The 16,602-nt window shown below is 59.7% G+C and carries 18 protein-coding genes; 9 read left to right on the forward strand and 9 right to left on the reverse strand.

Annotated features, from left to right (window positions below; all coding sequences use genetic code 11):
* Positions 1-27 precede the first annotated feature (27 nt).
* From EI290_RS11830 to EI290_RS11840, 3 genes are all read right to left on the reverse strand, one after another.
* Positions 28-720 carry a YjjG family noncanonical pyrimidine nucleotidase gene (locus EI290_RS11830; RefSeq protein WP_125430282.1) on the reverse strand — a complete coding sequence of 231 codons (693 nt, stop codon included), beginning with the start codon at positions 718-720 and terminating at the stop codon, positions 28-30.
* A gap of 173 nt (positions 721-893) precedes the next feature.
* The gene (locus EI290_RS11835; RefSeq protein ID WP_125430285.1) at positions 894-1,220 is read right to left on the reverse strand and encodes a (2Fe-2S) ferredoxin domain-containing protein; all 327 of its coding nucleotides are present in this window, start codon (positions 1,218-1,220) and stop codon (positions 894-896) included.
* Positions 1,221-1,293: 73 nt separating this feature from the next.
* Positions 1,294-1,683 (reverse strand): ArsR/SmtB family transcription factor, encoded by a 390-nt coding sequence (locus EI290_RS11840; protein ID WP_125430288.1) that lies wholly within the window; start codon positions 1,681-1,683, stop codon positions 1,294-1,296.
* Positions 1,684-1,803: 120 nt separating this feature from the next.
* Between EI290_RS11840 and EI290_RS11845 the strand changes: the two genes are divergently transcribed.
* The 8 genes from EI290_RS11845 to ureG all read left to right on the forward strand — a co-directional run bounded on the left by EI290_RS11845 (position 1,804) and on the right by ureG (position 9,931).
* Complete coding sequence (locus EI290_RS11845) at positions 1,804-2,487, forward strand: carboxypeptidase-like regulatory domain-containing protein (protein ID WP_185816967.1); 684 nt, start codon at positions 1,804-1,806, stop codon at positions 2,485-2,487.
* Between the two features lie 261 nt (positions 2,488-2,748).
* Positions 2,749-4,131 (forward strand): NAD(P)/FAD-dependent oxidoreductase, encoded by a 1,383-nt coding sequence (locus tag EI290_RS11850; protein WP_125430294.1) that lies wholly within the window; start codon positions 2,749-2,751, stop codon positions 4,129-4,131.
* Between the two features lie 143 nt (positions 4,132-4,274).
* Complete coding sequence (locus EI290_RS11855; protein WP_125430297.1) at positions 4,275-5,000, forward strand: urease accessory protein; 726 nt, start codon at positions 4,275-4,277, stop codon at positions 4,998-5,000.
* Positions 5,001-5,105: 105 nt separating this feature from the next.
* On the forward strand, positions 5,106-5,804 hold the full coding sequence (locus EI290_RS11860) for an urease subunit beta (protein ID WP_125430300.1): 699 nt from the start codon (positions 5,106-5,108) through the stop codon (positions 5,802-5,804).
* A gap of 95 nt (positions 5,805-5,899) precedes the next feature.
* Entirely contained in the window at positions 5,900-6,319 is a 420-nt protein-coding gene (locus EI290_RS11865; RefSeq protein ID WP_125430303.1) for a hypothetical protein, read from the forward strand.
* 11 nt (positions 6,320-6,330) lie between these two features.
* Positions 6,331-8,046, forward strand: a complete 1,716-nt coding sequence (gene ureC / locus EI290_RS11870; protein ID WP_125430306.1) for an urease subunit alpha — start codon at positions 6,331-6,333, stop codon at positions 8,044-8,046.
* Positions 8,047-8,238: 192 nt separating this feature from the next.
* Entirely contained in the window at positions 8,239-8,922 is a 684-nt protein-coding gene (locus EI290_RS11875; protein ID WP_185816968.1) for an urease accessory protein UreF, read from the forward strand.
* A 256-nt stretch (positions 8,923-9,178) separates the two neighbouring features.
* A complete protein-coding gene (ureG, locus tag EI290_RS11880) occupies positions 9,179-9,931 on the forward strand; it encodes an urease accessory protein UreG (protein WP_125430312.1) in 753 nt (250 codons plus the stop codon).
* Positions 9,932-9,999: 68 nt separating this feature from the next.
* Here the strand turns inward: ureG and EI290_RS11885 are convergent, their stop codons facing one another.
* The 4 genes from EI290_RS11885 to EI290_RS11900 form a co-directional block, all read right to left on the reverse strand.
* Complete coding sequence (locus tag EI290_RS11885; protein WP_125430315.1) at positions 10,000-10,857, reverse strand: urease accessory protein UreD; 858 nt, start codon at positions 10,855-10,857, stop codon at positions 10,000-10,002.
* A 30-nt stretch (positions 10,858-10,887) separates the two neighbouring features.
* Positions 10,888-11,607 carry a hypothetical protein gene (locus EI290_RS11890; RefSeq protein ID WP_125430318.1) on the reverse strand — a complete coding sequence of 240 codons (720 nt, stop codon included), beginning with the start codon at positions 11,605-11,607 and terminating at the stop codon, positions 10,888-10,890.
* A gap of 55 nt (positions 11,608-11,662) precedes the next feature.
* Positions 11,663-12,313: a beta/alpha barrel domain-containing protein gene (locus EI290_RS11895; protein WP_125430321.1), complete on the reverse strand. Its 651-nt coding sequence runs from the start codon at positions 12,311-12,313 to the stop codon at positions 11,663-11,665.
* 141 nt (positions 12,314-12,454) lie between these two features.
* Positions 12,455-12,829 (reverse strand): PH domain-containing protein, encoded by a 375-nt coding sequence (locus tag EI290_RS11900; protein WP_125430324.1) that lies wholly within the window; start codon positions 12,827-12,829, stop codon positions 12,455-12,457.
* Positions 12,830-13,009: 180 nt separating this feature from the next.
* Here EI290_RS11900 and EI290_RS11905 point away from each other — a divergent pair, with 180 nt between their 5' ends.
* Positions 13,010-13,270 (forward strand): hypothetical protein, encoded by a 261-nt coding sequence (locus tag EI290_RS11905; RefSeq protein ID WP_125430327.1) that lies wholly within the window; start codon positions 13,010-13,012, stop codon positions 13,268-13,270.
* A gap of 111 nt (positions 13,271-13,381) precedes the next feature.
* Here EI290_RS11905 and EI290_RS11910 read toward each other — a convergent pair whose 3' ends face one another.
* On the reverse strand, positions 13,382-15,736 hold the full coding sequence (locus EI290_RS11910) for a M1 family metallopeptidase (protein WP_125430330.1): 2,355 nt from the start codon (positions 15,734-15,736) through the stop codon (positions 13,382-13,384).
* 228 nt (positions 15,737-15,964) lie between these two features.
* Positions 15,965-16,567 (reverse strand): HupE/UreJ family protein, encoded by a 603-nt coding sequence (locus EI290_RS11915; protein WP_125430333.1) that lies wholly within the window; start codon positions 16,565-16,567, stop codon positions 15,965-15,967.
* Positions 16,568-16,602: the final 35 nt, after the last annotated feature.

Here is a 16,602-nt window from a genome sequence, read left to right on the forward strand (position 1 = left end):
TGATGAAAGGTTACTGCCGTCTTAACCTTATAAAATCTCCTTCAGCTCACTCAGGCAGCTGATTTCGTAGGTAATCTGGTTGAAGTGGCGGCGCTTATCGGGGTTGAAGTACACCTGGTCGAGGCCGGCATTGTAGGCGCCCAGCACGTCGCATTCCAGGTTGTCGCCAATCATCAGGCTTTCCTGGCTCGTGGCGCCGGTACGCTCTAGGGCGTGCTCGAAAATGCGCGTGTCGGGCTTGAGGTGGCCGCAGCATTCCGACGTGACAACTTCCTCAAAATACTCCGTCAGCCGGGACGAATCGAGCTTGATGTATTGAATGTCGCGGAAGCCGTTCGTAATGAGGTGCAGGCGGTACCCCTTGTCCCTGAGGTAGTCCAGCACCTCGTAGGTATAGGGAAATACGGCTTTCTTTTGGGGTAGAATGTCGGTAAACTGCTCCGAAATGCCCGCTGGCGAATCTTCCTCGCGCAGGCCCAACTGCACAAACGTGCGCGGGAAGCGGGTAACGCGCAACTGCTGCTGCGTGATTTTGCCGCTCTGGTAAAGCCGCCACAAGCCGTGGTTGATGTCGGAATACTCCTTGATAAACTTTTCCACCGTCACCCCATGCCGGCCGATGTTGTGCTCAGCAAACAGGTGACGCAACGTTTCATCGGCGTTGGTTTCAAAGTCCCAGAGCGTATGGTCGAGGTCGAAAAAAAGGTGACGGTATTTCACTGGTGATGCGTGAGTAGGTGAAGAGTTGAATGGGGGAGGGTAGATGAACGTTAGGCAAAAAGACCGTCATGCTCATCTGGCGTCCGCTTGTCGAAGCATCTCCCCCATTTTGTTGCCATAGTAATCCAACGAAGCAGGAGAGATGCTGCGGCTTCGCTCAGCATGACGATTAATCAATCAAGCCGTAGCCGTTCTACAACCCGGCCTTCGCCCAGGTGTTCGTGCACGATGTCGGCGGCGTCGCGGGGCCGGACGTTGCCGTACACGGTGCCTTCAGGGTGGATGATAAGGGCAGCGCCAGGGCCTTTTTTGCACTGCTTGCACAGGTCGAGGCAGTTGCAGGTCTGTACCCGCACTTTGCGAGTAGAGCCGCCGGTCAGCAGCTTTTTCAGGCCTTGCTTCTTGAGTTCAATCTTCAGGGCCTTGGCTACGTCCTTACCTACCTCGTCTTTCTGGGCAGTGCATACAAACAGGCGAATAACAGAGTCGGCAGATTTCACGGGCAACAAGCAGAAACAGAAAGGACACCCGCCAATGGGCCCGGGCAAGAAACAGCGTCAAGGGCTGCGTCCATCAGTGGCTCCCGGTCCAGCGGCGGTTCTGCAGCTTATACGCAGCCAACTCCCGGTTCGACCAGAGGGTTTGGTAAATCTTCTGGTCATGCACCAGTTGGGGGTCCCGCTCCATGTAGCCGAGCAGTTGGTGCAGGAAATCCTGGGCTTCGTCCTTGATAAAGTAAAACACCCAGTTATCAAGCCGCCGAAAATTCACCAAACCTGCATTTTTCAGGTACGATAATTGGCGGGACGTTTTGGTCTGGCTGAAGTCCAGCACCTGCTCCAGGTCGGAGATGCACATTTCCTGGTTGCGCCAGAGCAAATGCAGGATCCGTACGCGCGAGTCGTCGCCGAGGGCTTTGAAGAGTTGCTGGCCGAATGCAACGGTAAAGTGTTTCAGACGCATCTTTAGAGAAATGCCCGCGGCGGCAATCCAGAAGCCCGGGCCCGAATTTATACACAAACCCAGCAGCGGCCCCCGAAAGTGCCGTATCTTTGGTATCTCCTACCACCTTGTATGTCAGTTGTGGCCCGATTTCGTTTCCTGTTGATTCCTGCCGTAGTGGGCGTGCTGCTGGCCGTGTTGCTGCTGGCTCCCGGGCGGGCGCAGGCCCAGGGGCAGCGCCAGGTAGTGCAGTTCACTGGTATTGTGGCCTCCGGCGACTCCCTGCTGGGTGTGCCGGGTGCGGCTATTTTTGTGCCCAAGGCCGGGCGCGGCACTACCACCAATCCCTACGGCTATTTTTCGTTGCCGGTGCTGGCCGGGGATAGTATCGTTATCCGGAGCCTGGGCTACCGCAACCAGTACGTGATTATCCCGGAAAATTATCCGCGGCAGAGCTACTCGGTTATCGTGAACCTGAAGGAAGATGCCACGGTGCTGCCCGAGGTGCGCATCTTTCCATATGCCACCGAAAAGGCCTTTAAGGAGGCTTTCCTGGCCATGAAGCCCCCCACCGAAAACGACCGTACCCCGGCCGATAAGCTCAACGAGCAAATCATGCGGCGTATGTTTAATACCCTGCCGGTTACGAGCATGGGCAACTACCGCCAGACCATGCAGGCTCAGCAAAACGACCAGATGCGCCGCATGGGCTTCGGGGCTACTCCGGCTACCAACAACCCCTTACTGAACCCCTTCAGCTGGCTGCAGCTCATCAACCAGGTGAAAAGCGGTGAGTTCAAGAAGAAGGAAGGCGTGGATTATTAAGGTGAATAGGTGAACTGCCACAGAACGTTATGCAGAGCGGCGCGAAGCATCTAGCGTGCTGGCTACTCTTGACATAACAAAGCCCCTGGCATCCGCGCGGAAGTCAGGGGCTTTGTGCTTTTTCGGGGCGTAACTCTCTGTAGAGGACTGCACCAATCTGCAGGTGCTTAGTGCTGCCCAGAAGGACAATCCAACAATTCATTCATTCAACCATTCCTCCCTAACTTCAGTACAGCCACTGTTTGACCTTCCGACTTTGCTATGGATACCAATCTGCCCCGCACCTCCCAACCTCGTATTGTCATTATCGGCTGCGGCTTTGCCGGGCTGCGGCTGGCCAAGGACCTGGCCGACGCGCCCGTGCAGGTAGTGGTGATTGACCGTAACAACTACCACAACTTCCAGCCCCTGCTCTATCAGGTAGCTACCGGCGCCCTGGAGGCCGACAGCATTGCCTACCCCATCCGCAAGATCTTTGCCGGCCAGCACAACTTTTTCTACCGCATGGCCGACGTGCAGCGCGTTGATCCGGCTACCAACACACTCACCACCAACATCGGCGACATCCGCTACGACCACCTGGTGGTGGCTACCGGCTCGCTCACCAACTTCTTCGGCCTGACCAGCATCGAGCAGAACGCCATGCAGATCAAGAGCGTGCCCAACGCCCTGAACCTGCGCAGCTACCTGTTTCAGAACTTCGAGAAGGCCATCCTCACCGAAGACCCCGCCCGCCGGCAGGCCCTGATGAACGTGGTGGTGGTGGGCGGCGGCCCCACCGGCGTGGAAATCTGCGGCTCTCTGGCCGAAATGCGCAAGGACGTACTGCCCAAAGACTACCCCGAGCTCGACCTCAAGCAGATGGAAATATACCTGGTAGAGTCGGGCGCGGAGGTGCTGGGGCCCATGAGCAAGGACTCGCAGGTGCAGGCCAAGCGTTACCTGGAGGAAATGGGCATCCACGTGCGCCTCAACACCCAGGCCAAGCACTTCGAGGACGGCAAGCTGTATTACTCCGACACCGAGTTCATCCGGACCGAAAACCTGATCTGGGCGGCCGGCGTGAACGGGGCGGCGCTGGAAGGGCTGCCCGAAGCCGCCGTGGCCCGCAACAAGCGCGTGAACGTGGACACGGTGAACCGGGTGGTGGGCTTCCAGAACGTGTACGCCATCGGCGACGTGGCCAACATGGTCACCGATGAGATGCCCCGCGGCTACCCCATGTTGGCCCCCGTGGCCATTCAGCAGGCCGAACAGCTGGCCGACAACTTCAAGCGGCTGCTGCGCGGCGAAACCCTACGGCCGTTCAAATACACCAACAAGGGCAGCATGGCCATTGTGGGCCGCAACCGCGCCGTGGTGGATTTGCCCGGCAACAAGCACTTCGGCGGTTTCTTCGGGTGGCTAACCTGGCTGTTTGTGCACCTGATGACGCTGGTGGGCTTCCGCAACAAAGTAGTTACGCTGGTGGGCTGGGCCATCAGCTACTTCAGCTCCGACAAAGCCCTGCGCCTTATCATCCGCCCCTACAAGCGCAACGACTTCAAATCGGACAAGGGCCTGGCCACCGCCATCCACAACGCCGCCACGCCCCAGTACAACCCCTCTGTACCTGCCCCTAATGCTCCGGTGGTGGGAGGGTAGTGTTTGGAAGGTGGTTTATCGAAATTAGATAGCCCTGCTCTGGTAGCAGGGTTATTTTTTTAAGGGTAATGGGAGAACAGTGTATTGATTTTACAGCGTTCCGCTTAGATTACCACCCTAAACCCCCTGATGCGCCTGTTTTCATGCAAGAGGCCCTGCCGCTTTCCTTCGCCCTGCTGGCCGGCACCGGACACGCCTTCGAGGCCGACCACCTCATTGCCGTGAGCACCCTGGTAGCCCGCCACGACCACCGCCGCGACGCCGTGCGTGAGGGGCTGTTCTGGGGCCTGGGCCACACCACCACGCTGGTGGTGTTCGGGGGCGCGCTGCTGCTGAGCCGCTCCCTCGTCAGCCACACCAACTACTTCGAGGCGGCCGTGGGCGCGCTGCTGCTGGTGCTGGGCCTGAGCCGCCTCACCGATAAAAGCTACTACCAAACCGCCCCGCCGCGCTACCGCCGGGGCACGGCCTACGCCGTGGGCCTCGTGCACGGGCTGGCCGGCAGCGGGGCGCTGGTGCTACTGCTGATGGGTAGTCTGCGCTCCGCCTGGCTGAGTGTGGCCTATTTGGTGCTGTTCGGGCTGGGCTCGGTGGTGGGTATGCTGGGCGCTACCGGCCTGATGAGCGTGCCCTTCACCCAACGCATGCGCTTCAGCCGCAACCTGCGCGCCGGCCTGGTCATCGTTTCGGCCCTGCTCAGCATCGGGTATGGCGGGTGGATGGTGTATGGGAATCTGTTTAGAAGTGAGAGCTTAGAACTGAGAAATGAGAGCAGTTCCGGTAGCGTAATAAGGCCAGAACGATGTAGAGACGCGACACTTCGCGTCTCGTCGTTGAACGGCTCGTGCTATGCAGCTTCCAACCCATAGCCAGCCACGCGCAAGTCGTTCAACGCGGAGACGCGAAGTGTCGCGTCTCTACATCGTTCAACGGAAGTGTCTAACTTCTCACCTCTAAGCTCTCAGTTCTAAAAGATGCATCTCTCCCCCAAAGACCTCGATAAGCTGGTGCTGCACCAGGCCGGCGTGGTGGCTCAGAAACGCTACGCCCGCGGCCTGGCCCTGAACTACCCCGAAGCGGTGGCGCTGCTGGCGACCCAGCTGCTGGAGTTTATCCGCGACGGGGAGTCGGTGGCGGCGCTGATGGACAAGGGCAAGCAGATTCTGGGGCTGCAGGACGTGCTGCCGGGCGTGGCCGCGCTGGTGGCCGAGGTGCAGGTGGAAGGCACCTTCCCCGACGGCACCAAGCTCGTGACGGTGCATCACCCCATCTGCCGCGAAACCGGTTCCGCCGAGCTGGCCCTTCATGGCTCCGGCCTCGTGCGCGCCCCGCGCCCGGCCGCCGTGCCGCCCGAAACCATTCCGCCCGCGCCCGGCGAGTACCAGCTGGCCACCGAAGACCTGCAGCTCAACGAAGGCCGCGAAACCCTGACCCTCGACGTGCTCAACCACGGCGACCGGCCCATCCAGGTCGGCTCGCACTACCCGTTCTTCGAAACCAACGCCGCCCTCGACTTCGACCGCGCCGCTGCTCGGGGCTTCCGCCTCAACATTCCCGCCGGCACCGCCGTCCGCTTCGAGCCCGGCGAGCGGAAAACCGTAACGCTGGTGGCGCTGGCCGGGGAAAGAATCGTGTACGGCGGCAACGCGCGGATTAATGGGAAGGTTGATTGAGTTTGTTTGAACTGTCATTCCGAACGAAGTCAAGGAATCTCACGTGCTGATGTTGGAACGATAGTTATATTGCTTTTCCTAATAATAAAATGCGAATGAAAAATATTGTATTGCTTTCGGGTTGCTTAATACTTGTGAACTTTTGTAATGCTCAAACTAGGCAATATGTAGCACATGCCACCTTGAGTGGCAAGCCAAAGCAGTTAGTGATTACTGATAAAAAAGACGGAACAAAATACGTATTAGATTCTGCTAGAGTATATATAACTGCAATTGATATCAATGGGAAAGTGAAATGGAGAACAGATCCACATAGCCAAAGCAAAACACCGATGTATAGAGTTTTGCGGCCGACAATAGTGAGCTTTAATTTCGAACGGTGTGCGTATTGCAAGGCTTTAAAATTGAAAGAATTCGGTAAAGATGAAGAGATAATATCTGTGACATACAGTAATACTCAATTTGGATATGTGAGTAAAAAAGATGGTGGATTTATTTTCTTAGGCCAGGACTAATTTTTCTCTCCATGTCCCTTCTCATCTCACGGCGCGCGTACGCCGATATGTACGGCCCTACCACCGGCGACCGGGTGCGGCTGGGTGATACCGACCTCGTGATTGAGGTGGAGCACGACTTCTGTGTGTACGGCGAGGAATGCAAGTTTGGGGGCGGCAAGGTGCTGCGCGACGGCATGGGCCAGGCCGCCGGCATTTCCCAGGCGGAGGCCCTGGACCTGCTCATCACCAACGCCCTCGTGCTCGACTACACCGGCATCTACAAGGCCGATATCGGGGTGAAGAACGGGCGCATTGCGGGCATCGGGAAGGCCGGCAACCCGCACATTATGCCGGGTGTGACGCCGGGCATGACGGTGGGCGTGACCACCGAAGTGGTGGCGGGGGAGGGGCTCATCCTCACGGCCGGCGGCATCGACTGTCACATCCACTTCATCTGCCCCCAGCAGATCGATGAAGCCCTGGCCGCCGGGCTCACCACCATGCTGGGCGGCGGCACGGGGCCATCGGCGGGCACCAGCGCTACTACCTGCACTCCGGGCGCGTTCTACATCGAGATGATGCTGAAGGCCACCGATGCGTTTCCGCTCAACTTCGGCTTTCTGGGCAAGGGCAACACCTCCCGCCCCGAGGGCTTGCGCGAACAGCTGGAAGCCGGGGCTCTGGGCTTCAAACTGCACGAGGACTGGGGCACCACCCCCGCCACCATCGATACCTGCCTGCAGGTGGCCGAGGAGTACGACGTGCAGGTGTGCATCCATACCGATACGCTTAACGAAAGCGGCTTCGTGGAAAACTCGGTGGGCGCGTTCAAGGGCCGCACCATCCACAGCTACCACACCGAGGGCGCGGGCGGCGGCCACGCCCCCGACATCATCAAAATCTGCGGCGAGCCGAACGTTATTCCCTCGTCTACGAACCCCACCCGGCCCTTCACCAAAAACACCATCGACGAGCACCTCGATATGCTCATGGTCTGCCACCACCTCGACCGCAACATCCCCGAGGACGTGGCCTTTGCCGAAAGCCGCATCCGGGGCGAAACCATTGCCGCCGAGGACGTGCTGCACGACCTGGGCGCACTCAGCATCATCAGCTCCGACTCGCAGGCCATGGGCCGGGTGGGCGAGGTGGTGACGCGCACCTGGCAAACGGCCCATAAGATGCGCCAGCAGCGCGGCCTGCTGCCCGAAGACGCCGCCCGCGGCTGCGACAACTTCCGGGCCCGGCGCTACGTGGCCAAGTACACCATCAACCCCGCCCGCGCCCACGGCTTCGCGCAGCATATTGGCTCCATCGAAATCGGCAAGCTGGCCGACCTGGTGCTCTGGAAACCCGCTTTCTTCGGCTCCCGGCCCGAAATGGTGCTAAAAGGTGGCGTCATCGTGCGCAGCCAGATGGGCGACGCCAACGCCTCTATCCCCACGCCCCAGCCCTCGTTTTCGCGGCCCATGTTCGGGGCCTTCGGCGGGGCGGTGGGCCCGATTGCGCTGGCCTTCGTGTCGGGCGCATCGGTGGAGCACGTGCGCGCCTCCTACGGCCTGAAAAAGCAGGTAGTAGCCGTGCAGGGCTGCCGCACGGTGCAGAAAAAGGACATGGCCCTGAACGACTACCTGCCCAACATCGAAGTAGACCCCGAAACCTACCGCGTCACCGTCGACGGCGTGCACCTCACCTGCGAACCGGTGGACACACTGCCCCTGACGCAGCTGTATAATCTGTTTTAGATCTAAATGCTAGAGAGCTGGTTCCCCTCCTTGGAAAGGAGGGGCTAGGGGTGGTTGATTCGTTGAACGGCCCGCTAGCTTTTAGCTCTAGTATCGTTCGACCGTCGTCAACCACCCCCAACCCCTCCTTTCCAAGGAGGGGAGCTAGTTACTCACTCCTAGCTCCTTACTTCTCACTTCTAACTCCTGAAATTGTCTACCCGTCTTGCCCGTTTGCTTCACCTGGCCGATTCGGCCCTGCCGACGGGTGGGTTTGCGTATTCGTATGGGTTGGAAAGCAGCCGCACGTTTGGGCTGGTGCAATCGGAAAGCGGGCTGCGGAATTACCTGTACTCGTTTCTGCAGCAGGCGGTGGGGATGGAAGTGCCATTTCTGAATGCCTGCTACCGGGCCGCTTTGCCCGCCGGGGCTGGGGCCCTGCGCACCATTGTGCAGGAGTACGACGCCCAGCTGCTGGTGCCGGCCCTGCACCGCGGCAGCCTCACACAGGGCAAAACCTGGCTGCGGCTGCTGCACTCGTTTTACCCGGCCGCCGGCCTGCCCGCCCTGGGCGAGTGGCTGGCTGCCGAGGAACTGCCGCTGCACTTCGTGCCGTTGCTGGCCCTGAGCCTGCGCCGCCTTGAGTATACGCTGCCCGAAATTCACACGCTCTACCTGCACCTGGCGTTGCGCGACCAGGTCAGCGCGGCCATTCGGCTGGGCTGCCTGGGCCCCATGGAAGGCCACCGCCTGCAGCACGAGTTCTACGCCATCTTCGACGACCTGCTGCTCGGGGCCGACGCCCTCGACCACCGCCACGCCACTCGCTCCGCCGTCCTGCTCGATGCCGCCCAGATGCTGCACGAACAGGTCTATTCCCGCCTGTTTCAGAACTGACGCTGGCAGGCAGAACGACGAGCTGAAGAAATAATGATAAGCAAAAGGAACGTCATGCTGAGCGAAGCCGAAGCATCTCTACCGCTTCGTTGCAATGCTAACCCAACGAAGCGGTAGAGATGCTTCGGCTTCGCTCAGCATGACGTTCTTTATCCAACAAAGTCAGCACGCAAAATTCCTCGGCTGCGCTGGGAATGACGTTCTAGGTAGGCTGTGCTTCTGACAACTGACAACCAGCAACTAACAACTGTTCAACATGCCCTTCATTGATAAACTCGCCTTGCTGCTCCACGGTCACACCCACGAACAGTACGACTCGCCCGGCGACTTTGCCCAGCGGGAGACGCGGCGCCTGCCCACGCACCGCAACTTCCGGCAGCGGGCCTTCACGGTGGGCATCGGCGGGCCAGTGGGGACGGGCAAAACGGCGTTGCTGAAAGCCTTATGCGAGCGGCTGCGCCACGAGTTCGAGCTGGGCGTGGTCACCAACGACATCTTCACCAGCGAGGATGCCGAGTTTCTTATCCGGCACAGTGCGCTGAGCGAAGACCGGATTGTGGGCGTGGAAACCGGCGGCTGCCCCCACGCCGCCATTCGGGAGGATATTTCCCTGAACATGGACGCGCTGGAAGGTCTGATGAAGCGCTTCGACAACCGCCTCGACTACCTGTTCGTGGAAAGCGGCGGCGACAACCTAGCGGCCCATTTCAGCCGCGAGCTGGTGGACTACTCCATCTACGTCATCGACGTGTCGGGGGGCGACAAGGTGCCCCGCAAGGGCGGCCCCGGCATCACCCAGTCGGACTTGCTGGTGATTAACAAAACCGACCTGGCCGAGCTGGTGCGCGCCGACTTGGACGTGATGGACCGGGACGCCCGCCGTATGCGCGGGCATGGCCCGTTCCTGTTTGCGCGGGCCCTGCACGGCGTAGGACTGGAGGAAATTATTCAGCACATCCATGAGGCTAAAGCCCGGGCCTTTGCGGCCGTGGGGCCGGAACGGCGGTAGAATCAACGGTACAGCCGAAGGTCATTCCGAGCAGCGCGAGGAATGACCTTCAGATGGTGCCAGAAACCCTAATACTTCCGCCTGCCCGCATGAAACCCCAGCAGCTCTGGCGAGGCCAAAGCGTCGTGCAGGGCATCGTAGAGGGGTTGCAGAGCGGCACGGCTGTGGCCGACGGCCCGGAGCAGATGCAGGCTGGGGCGGGCTTCGGTGAAGGTTATTACAGCGGGCTGTTGGGAGAGGTCGGGCGGGAGCTGGCGGCGGGAGTGGGGCTGTTGGGCGGCCAGCACGGCGGAAAGTTGCTGGAACCGCGCATCCGCAGGCTCCCCGGCCAGGTACACCGACAGCGTGGTCTGGTGCGAGCCGAAGTGAGCGGGGGAAGTGGCGATGTGCTCCCGGGGCCGGAAACCGAACCGGTCGAGGGCCAGCAGCCGGCCCCCATACGTTAGCCGGATTTCCGATTCGTAGCTGTGGAATTCGAATTGCTCCCCGCTGTCCATGCGGCCCGAGTGCAGCCAGTCGGCCAGCAGCAGCACGGCGCCGGGCTGCAGGTACCAGTGCTGGTATTGGCGGAAGCGAGCCCGGGCCTGGAGCACCAGCGGGTCGGGGAGGATGGCGGTGAGGCTGCCAGGGGCCAGATGAGCCTCTAAATGCTGCTCGGCGCTGACTGCGTGGTCGGTGCGGTACACACGGGTGTTGGCCTGGGTGCTGAGCAGCAGCCGGGCCTGCGCCTGCACGTGCAGGCGCAGCCGCACTACGTCGCCGGCCAGAAACCCGCCTCCGTAACTGGACAGGACCACCTGGCAGCCCGCCCCGTGGGTGCGCGGGTTCAGCAGCTTCAGCGGCTGCACACTGCGGCTGCGCGTCAGCACCGACTGGCCGCGCACGGCCGTTACTTCCAGTTCACTCCACGCGGGTTCTTCGGGCATACAAGGGTAGTAAGCGCGCCGTTGGCTGGGTTAAAGCGGGGGCAAAGCTGTGCTTTTATCCGCAGGATACTGCCCGTTTTCCAGAAAATAGCAATACCGGCGTAAGTCCGTTTCCGCCGCTCCGTCCAGATAAGCCAGATATGCCTGAGCCTGACCATTATTAGCGCGTTGTACATCTGGGTGCGACAATGCGGCTACCAGCTCCCCACGGCTGCGCCACCACTCCTTGCAGGCGGCATACGTCCAATATTCGTTGCCATTGGCGGAGTAACTTTCCAATACTTCCACGGCCGCCGCATCCAGGACGTGCAGAAACTGTGGGTAGTTCTGAGGCTGTCGGAACACAAACTCACAGCTGTATTCGTCGTTGGCTACGTTGTCCGGGGCTTCGCACACGCCCGTCCCACAGGTATCCGATTCGCCGGTATAAAAAGGGCCAGGAAAGTTGAACGGGTGTTTTTTTTGCCAATGATTAGCATCGAAACACTCCACTGCCGCCCGGGTGCGTGGCCCCAAAGGGAGGACTTCCGTTTTCAGAAACCAGTCGAAATCGGGGCGGTATAGGAACGTGTGGAAATTGCCGTAGTGCTCCGACAGCGGCTTGGGCTCCTGCACAACGGCTGACGCTTTCTGCGCCAGGTAAGCCGCGTGTCGTACCCGAAACTGCTCTGCATCCGGGTGGTAAATGGAGGTGCGCTCCGGTAAAACGGGCTTACGAAACAGGGCCTTCAGACGGGAGAAAACGGACATTCAGGGACAAGTGCTTGACAACATCAGCCACGACGATACGGGAAGTGCCGCGTGCTTACGTAGTAGGTTGCAGCACCGCCAATAGCTCCCGCGCCTGGGCCGTGAGGCGGGCGGGGTCGTCGGTGTCAAGCAGGCGGGCATCAAGGCCCACGCAGGTAGCCCCGGCTGCTTTCCATTCCGTAAGGCTCTCGACGGTGGGCTGGATACCGCCCGTAACCATAAGTGGCACCTGGGGCAATGGGCCGCGCAGAATACGCAGGTATTCCGGGGTGAGGTAGGCCGAGGGAAACAGCTTTACCAGGGTGGCCCCCAGGCGGTGGGCCTCGTACACTTCGTTCAGCGTTTGAGCGCCGGGCAGCCACGCCAGGTTGTAGCTGCGGCACACAGCGGCCACGTCGGGGCTGCATACGAGCTGGATAATAAAGTCGGCCCCGGCCTCAATAAAGCGGCCGGCCTCCTCAACCGTGAAGATGGTGCCCGCTCCCAGCAGCAGATCCGGAAAATCAGTTTCCACAAAGCGCTGCAGCCGCTCGAAGATTTCCGGCGCCTGAGAGCCGCGGTTGGTGAACTCAAACAGCCGTACGCCGGCCGCGTGGCAGGCCGCCAGCACCCGTCGGGCGTAGTCTTCCTGGGCATGGTAAAACACCGGAATCAGTGGGTGCTGGCGGGCCTGCGTAAGGGCGTGGGCGGCGGTAAAGCGGGGCATGGGGCGTTTTTAGTTTTCAGTTATTAGTTGTCAGTACGGTTTGCCGAGAAAAACGACCGGGCAACCGCAGCTGTGGCGGATTTCGGCCCTGTATACCGGTCCGAAATCCGCTACTAACAACTGCCAACCAGCAACTATCAACTACACGGCAAATTCCCCGAGGGCGCGGTACACGTCGTACACGTTTTTGTCGCCACGGAAAGTTTTGCTGATGGGCTCGGTCTGGCCGCGCACCCAGATTTTTAGCTCGGCGTCGAGGTCGAAATGACCGGTGGTTTCCATGCTGAACCGCTCGATGCTGCGGTAGGGCAGGCTCAGGTACTCGCGCTTTTTGCCCGTTACACCCTGCTTATCCACCAGAATAAGGCGTTTGGTGGTGAATACCATCAGGTCGCGCAGCACGGCGTAGGCGTTGCGTACCTGCTCGCCCGGGGAAAGAAGCTGCTGCAGCTCCAGCTGAATCTGTTGCGCATCGGTTTCGGAAGCATTGCCCAGCAGGCCGTCGAGGAGTCCCATAGTGGGGGAAAGGTTGAGGATGAAAGGATAGGTCAAGCTAACAAGAAAACGTCTGCCAGCCCGTAGCGGGTTTGCTCCCGGATAAACCTTTACCCAGCACTGGCCCCCAACTACCCGGGTTTTGTTGCCTTACACCGAGTTGGGACGTTATTTCGCGCCCCTTCCGAAGTATTTTCGTTTATGAAAATAGCTGATTTGCTGGAGTTAGGCTTCCGCGACTCCTCTGAATGCCCTGAGGCCTGGCAAAACAAAGGCCAGGTGATTTGCCGTGACTTTGGCCATGCGCTGATTAGCATCCTGTGGTACTCTGATTCCTCAGAAATTGAGGTGATTGTGGGCGATGTACACACGCCCTTGTTGCACTTTCGTTCCAGTAAACTCACGCTCAGTAACCTGCAGGGTCTGCTCCGCGACTATTGGCCTACCGCTCACCCCGCGTAGGGCCCGCTCCCGGAGCACAGAGATGTAAGTGGAGCATCCTCTTAACCAGAAACAGAACGCGCCGGACTGCAAAGCAGTCCGGCGCGTTCTGTTTGGTGTTCCAGGCAGTGCTTAGTTGGTGCCGCCGGTGCTGGTACCGGTTGGCTTTTTTTCCTGCTGCTGCAGGGCCGACTGCTGCATGGGGTTAGGCTGCTGGCGCTGCTGAAACTCAAACAGCTCGAAGCGGGAGGGCACGGCTTTCTGGGGCCAGCTGTTGTTGCTTAGGTCCGTGTCGGCGGTTTGCTGCAAGGGGTCCAGCACGAAGCTCACCACCGGCTTTTCGGTGATGAACACCTTGGTTACCTCGGCGTTGTTCTTGCGCCAGATTTCGGCCGGAATGGTCATCATTTCCTGCTTACCATCCTCGTAGGTCATCTGCACGATGACCGGCATGGTCAGGCCGCCCTTGTTTTTCAGGCTCACCTCATAAAAATTCAGGCCGCTGTTGAGGCGCTGCTGCTGCTCGGGGCTCAGGCCCTTCACCAGCTGCTGGTAGCGCTGCTTATCGGCCTCGGTGGTGGCCAGCGGGTCGTACTGATTGTAAAAGTCCTTGAGCTCGGGCTTATCGTCCACCAGGGTTTTCTTGATGTCCTGGAGGTTGCGCTGCTGCGAAATGCTCTGGGGTGCTTTGTTGATCATCTCCCGCTTGCGGGCATTCTCAATTTCGGGGTTCTTTGAATCCACCGTGTACCACTTCACGCCCTCAATGGCCAGATCGGTCTTATCCACCGAGTAGAACCAGCCGCGCCAGAACCAGTCCAGGTCCACGCCCGAAGCGTCTTCCATGGTGCGGAAGAAGTCGGCGGGGGTGGGGTGCTTGTAGGCCCAGCGGGTGGCGTATTCCTTGAAAGCGTAATCGAACAGCTCGCGGCCCATGATGGTCTCGCGCAGAATGTTGAGGCCGGTAGCGGGCTTGCCGTAGGCGTTGTTGCCAAACTGCAGCACCGACTCCGAGTTGGTCATAATTGGGGTTTGCAGGCTCTTATCCGACTGCATATAGGCCACAATGTTGGCGGGCTCACCGCGGCGGGAGGGGTAGTTTCGCTCCCACTCCTGCTCGGTGAGGTACTGCACGAAGGTGTTCAGGCCCTCGTCCATCCACGTCCACTGCCGTTCATCGGAGTTGATAATCATGGGGAAGAAGTTGTGGCCCACCTCGTGGATAATCACCGAAATCATGCCGTACTTCCGGTCGGCCGAGTAGGTGCCGTCCTTTTCGGGGCGGCCGCCGTTGAAGCTCAGCATCGGGTACTCCATGCCGCCCACCGGCCCGTGCACCGAAATAGCCACCGGGTAGGCGTAGGGAATGGTAAATTTCGAGTAGGTTTTGATGGTGTGCGCAATAACCTCCGTCGAGTACTTGCCCCAGAGCGGGTTGCCCTCCTTGGGGTAGTAGCTCATGCACATCACCGACACACCATTCTGCTTCACGCCCATGGCATCCCAAATGAACTTGCGCGACGAGGCCCAGGCGAAGTCGCGCACGTTTTTGGCGGCGTAGGTCCAGGTTTTGGTGCCTTTGGCGCGGTTTTGCTCGGCCCGCTCCGCCTCCAGCGGCGACACAATCAGCACCGGTTTGTTGGAGGTTTTGGCTTGCTCCAGGCGCTGACGCTGGGCCGAGGACAATACTTCCGAGGCGTTCTGCAACGTACCGGTAGCGCCCACCACGTGGTCGGCGGGGGCCGTAATGCTCACCCGGTAGTCGCCGAAGGGCAGGGCAAACTCGCCGTTGCCCAGGAACTGCTTGTGCTGCCAGCCCTGATTGTCGGAATACACCGCCATGCGGGGGTAGAACTGGGCAATTTCGTAGAGGTAGTTCTTATCCTCCGGGAAAAACTCGTAGCCCGAGCGTTGGTTGATTTTGGTCTGGTCGTTGATGTTGTAGCTCCACTTGATGCTGAACGTAACGGCCTGCTTGGGCCGCAGGGGCGTAGGCAGGTCCACGCGCATCATGGTGTGGTTGATTACGTAGGGCAGGGCCTTGCCGCCTTTCAGCTTCACCTCCGCAATTTTGAAGCCCCCATCAAACTCGCTTTTCTGCAGGTAATCCAGGGCCTGAAACGGCATACGCTGCTGAATCTGGCCCACCTCGGTAGCCGTGGTGATGGAGTTTTTATCCAGAATATTCTGGTCGAGCTGCACCCATAAATAAGTCAGCACATCGGGCGAGAGGTTGGTGTAGGTAATATCCTCGTCGCCACTGATGGCTTGTTTGTCATCGTCCAGCTTCACCCGGATGTTGTAGTCAGCACGCTGCTGCCAGTAATCGGTACCGGGCGCCCCGGAGGCCGTACGGTAGGAGTTGGGTGTGGGCAGCAGGGTTTCCAGCTGCGCAAATTTGTCGGTACCGGAATTGGTATTCTGCGCGGTTGCCGGCAGAGCCAGCAGCGCCACCAGCCCGGCGGCCAGTAGAGGTTGTTTCAGCATATCGGGAAAAAGGGGAGAAAAGTCTTGAAAAATAAGGGGAACCAGGCTATGCTCCGCCGCACGCGGCGAAAGACGCCGGTAAGCGGGGCAGGTTGCGTAAGGTGTGTTGAATGGGTGAAGTATTGAAGTTTCATCCCAGGCAGGGCGAAGGACCTATACTCATTGAGCGGAATCGTTCGGGCGTTTTTTAGTCCGCCGAGGACACCGAGGATTGCACAGAGCTGTCGTTTACCGGCCCACCAACAACGTCAGGGCAATACCCAGGGCGGCACCGGTGCTTACCAGCAGCCAGTCGCGGCGGTGCACACGCAGGCCCCGCAGTAGTGTAAAGCCCAGCAGCAGAATCAGCAGTACAATAACCAGCTGGCCCAGCTCTACGCCCAGGTTAAAGCTTAGCAGCTCCAGTAACGGGCGGCTTTGCTGGCCCAGTAGCTCGCGCAGGTAGCTGGAAAAACCCAGCCCATGAATCAGCCCGAACGCCAGGGCCAACAGGTTGGGCAGGGCCAGCACCACGGGTTGCGGGCCGGGGCGGTCGGTTATGCGGCTGCCTGCACTGCCGGCCCGGGCCAGATTCAGTAAGCAGGTGAGCACAATGGTTATCGGAATCAGAAGCTCAATGACAGCGGGCGAATATTGCACCACGTTCAGCGTAGCCAGTGCCAGCGTAATGGAATGGCCCACTGTGAAGCTCGTTACCAGGGCCACTACCCGCCGCCAGTCCTGCAGCACATAGGGGGCGCACAACGCCAGCAGAAACACCAGATGGTCGTAGGCGCGCAGGTTGAAAATGTGGTGGAACCCGAGTTGTACATACGTACTGAAAACAGACATAGGAGAGCAAGCAGCAAAGGAGAGAGGCCAAATAT

The sequence above is a fragment of the Hymenobacter metallilatus genome (assembly GCF_003944705.1).
GTDB lineage: Bacteria > Bacteroidota > Bacteroidia > Cytophagales > Hymenobacteraceae > Hymenobacter > Hymenobacter metallilatus.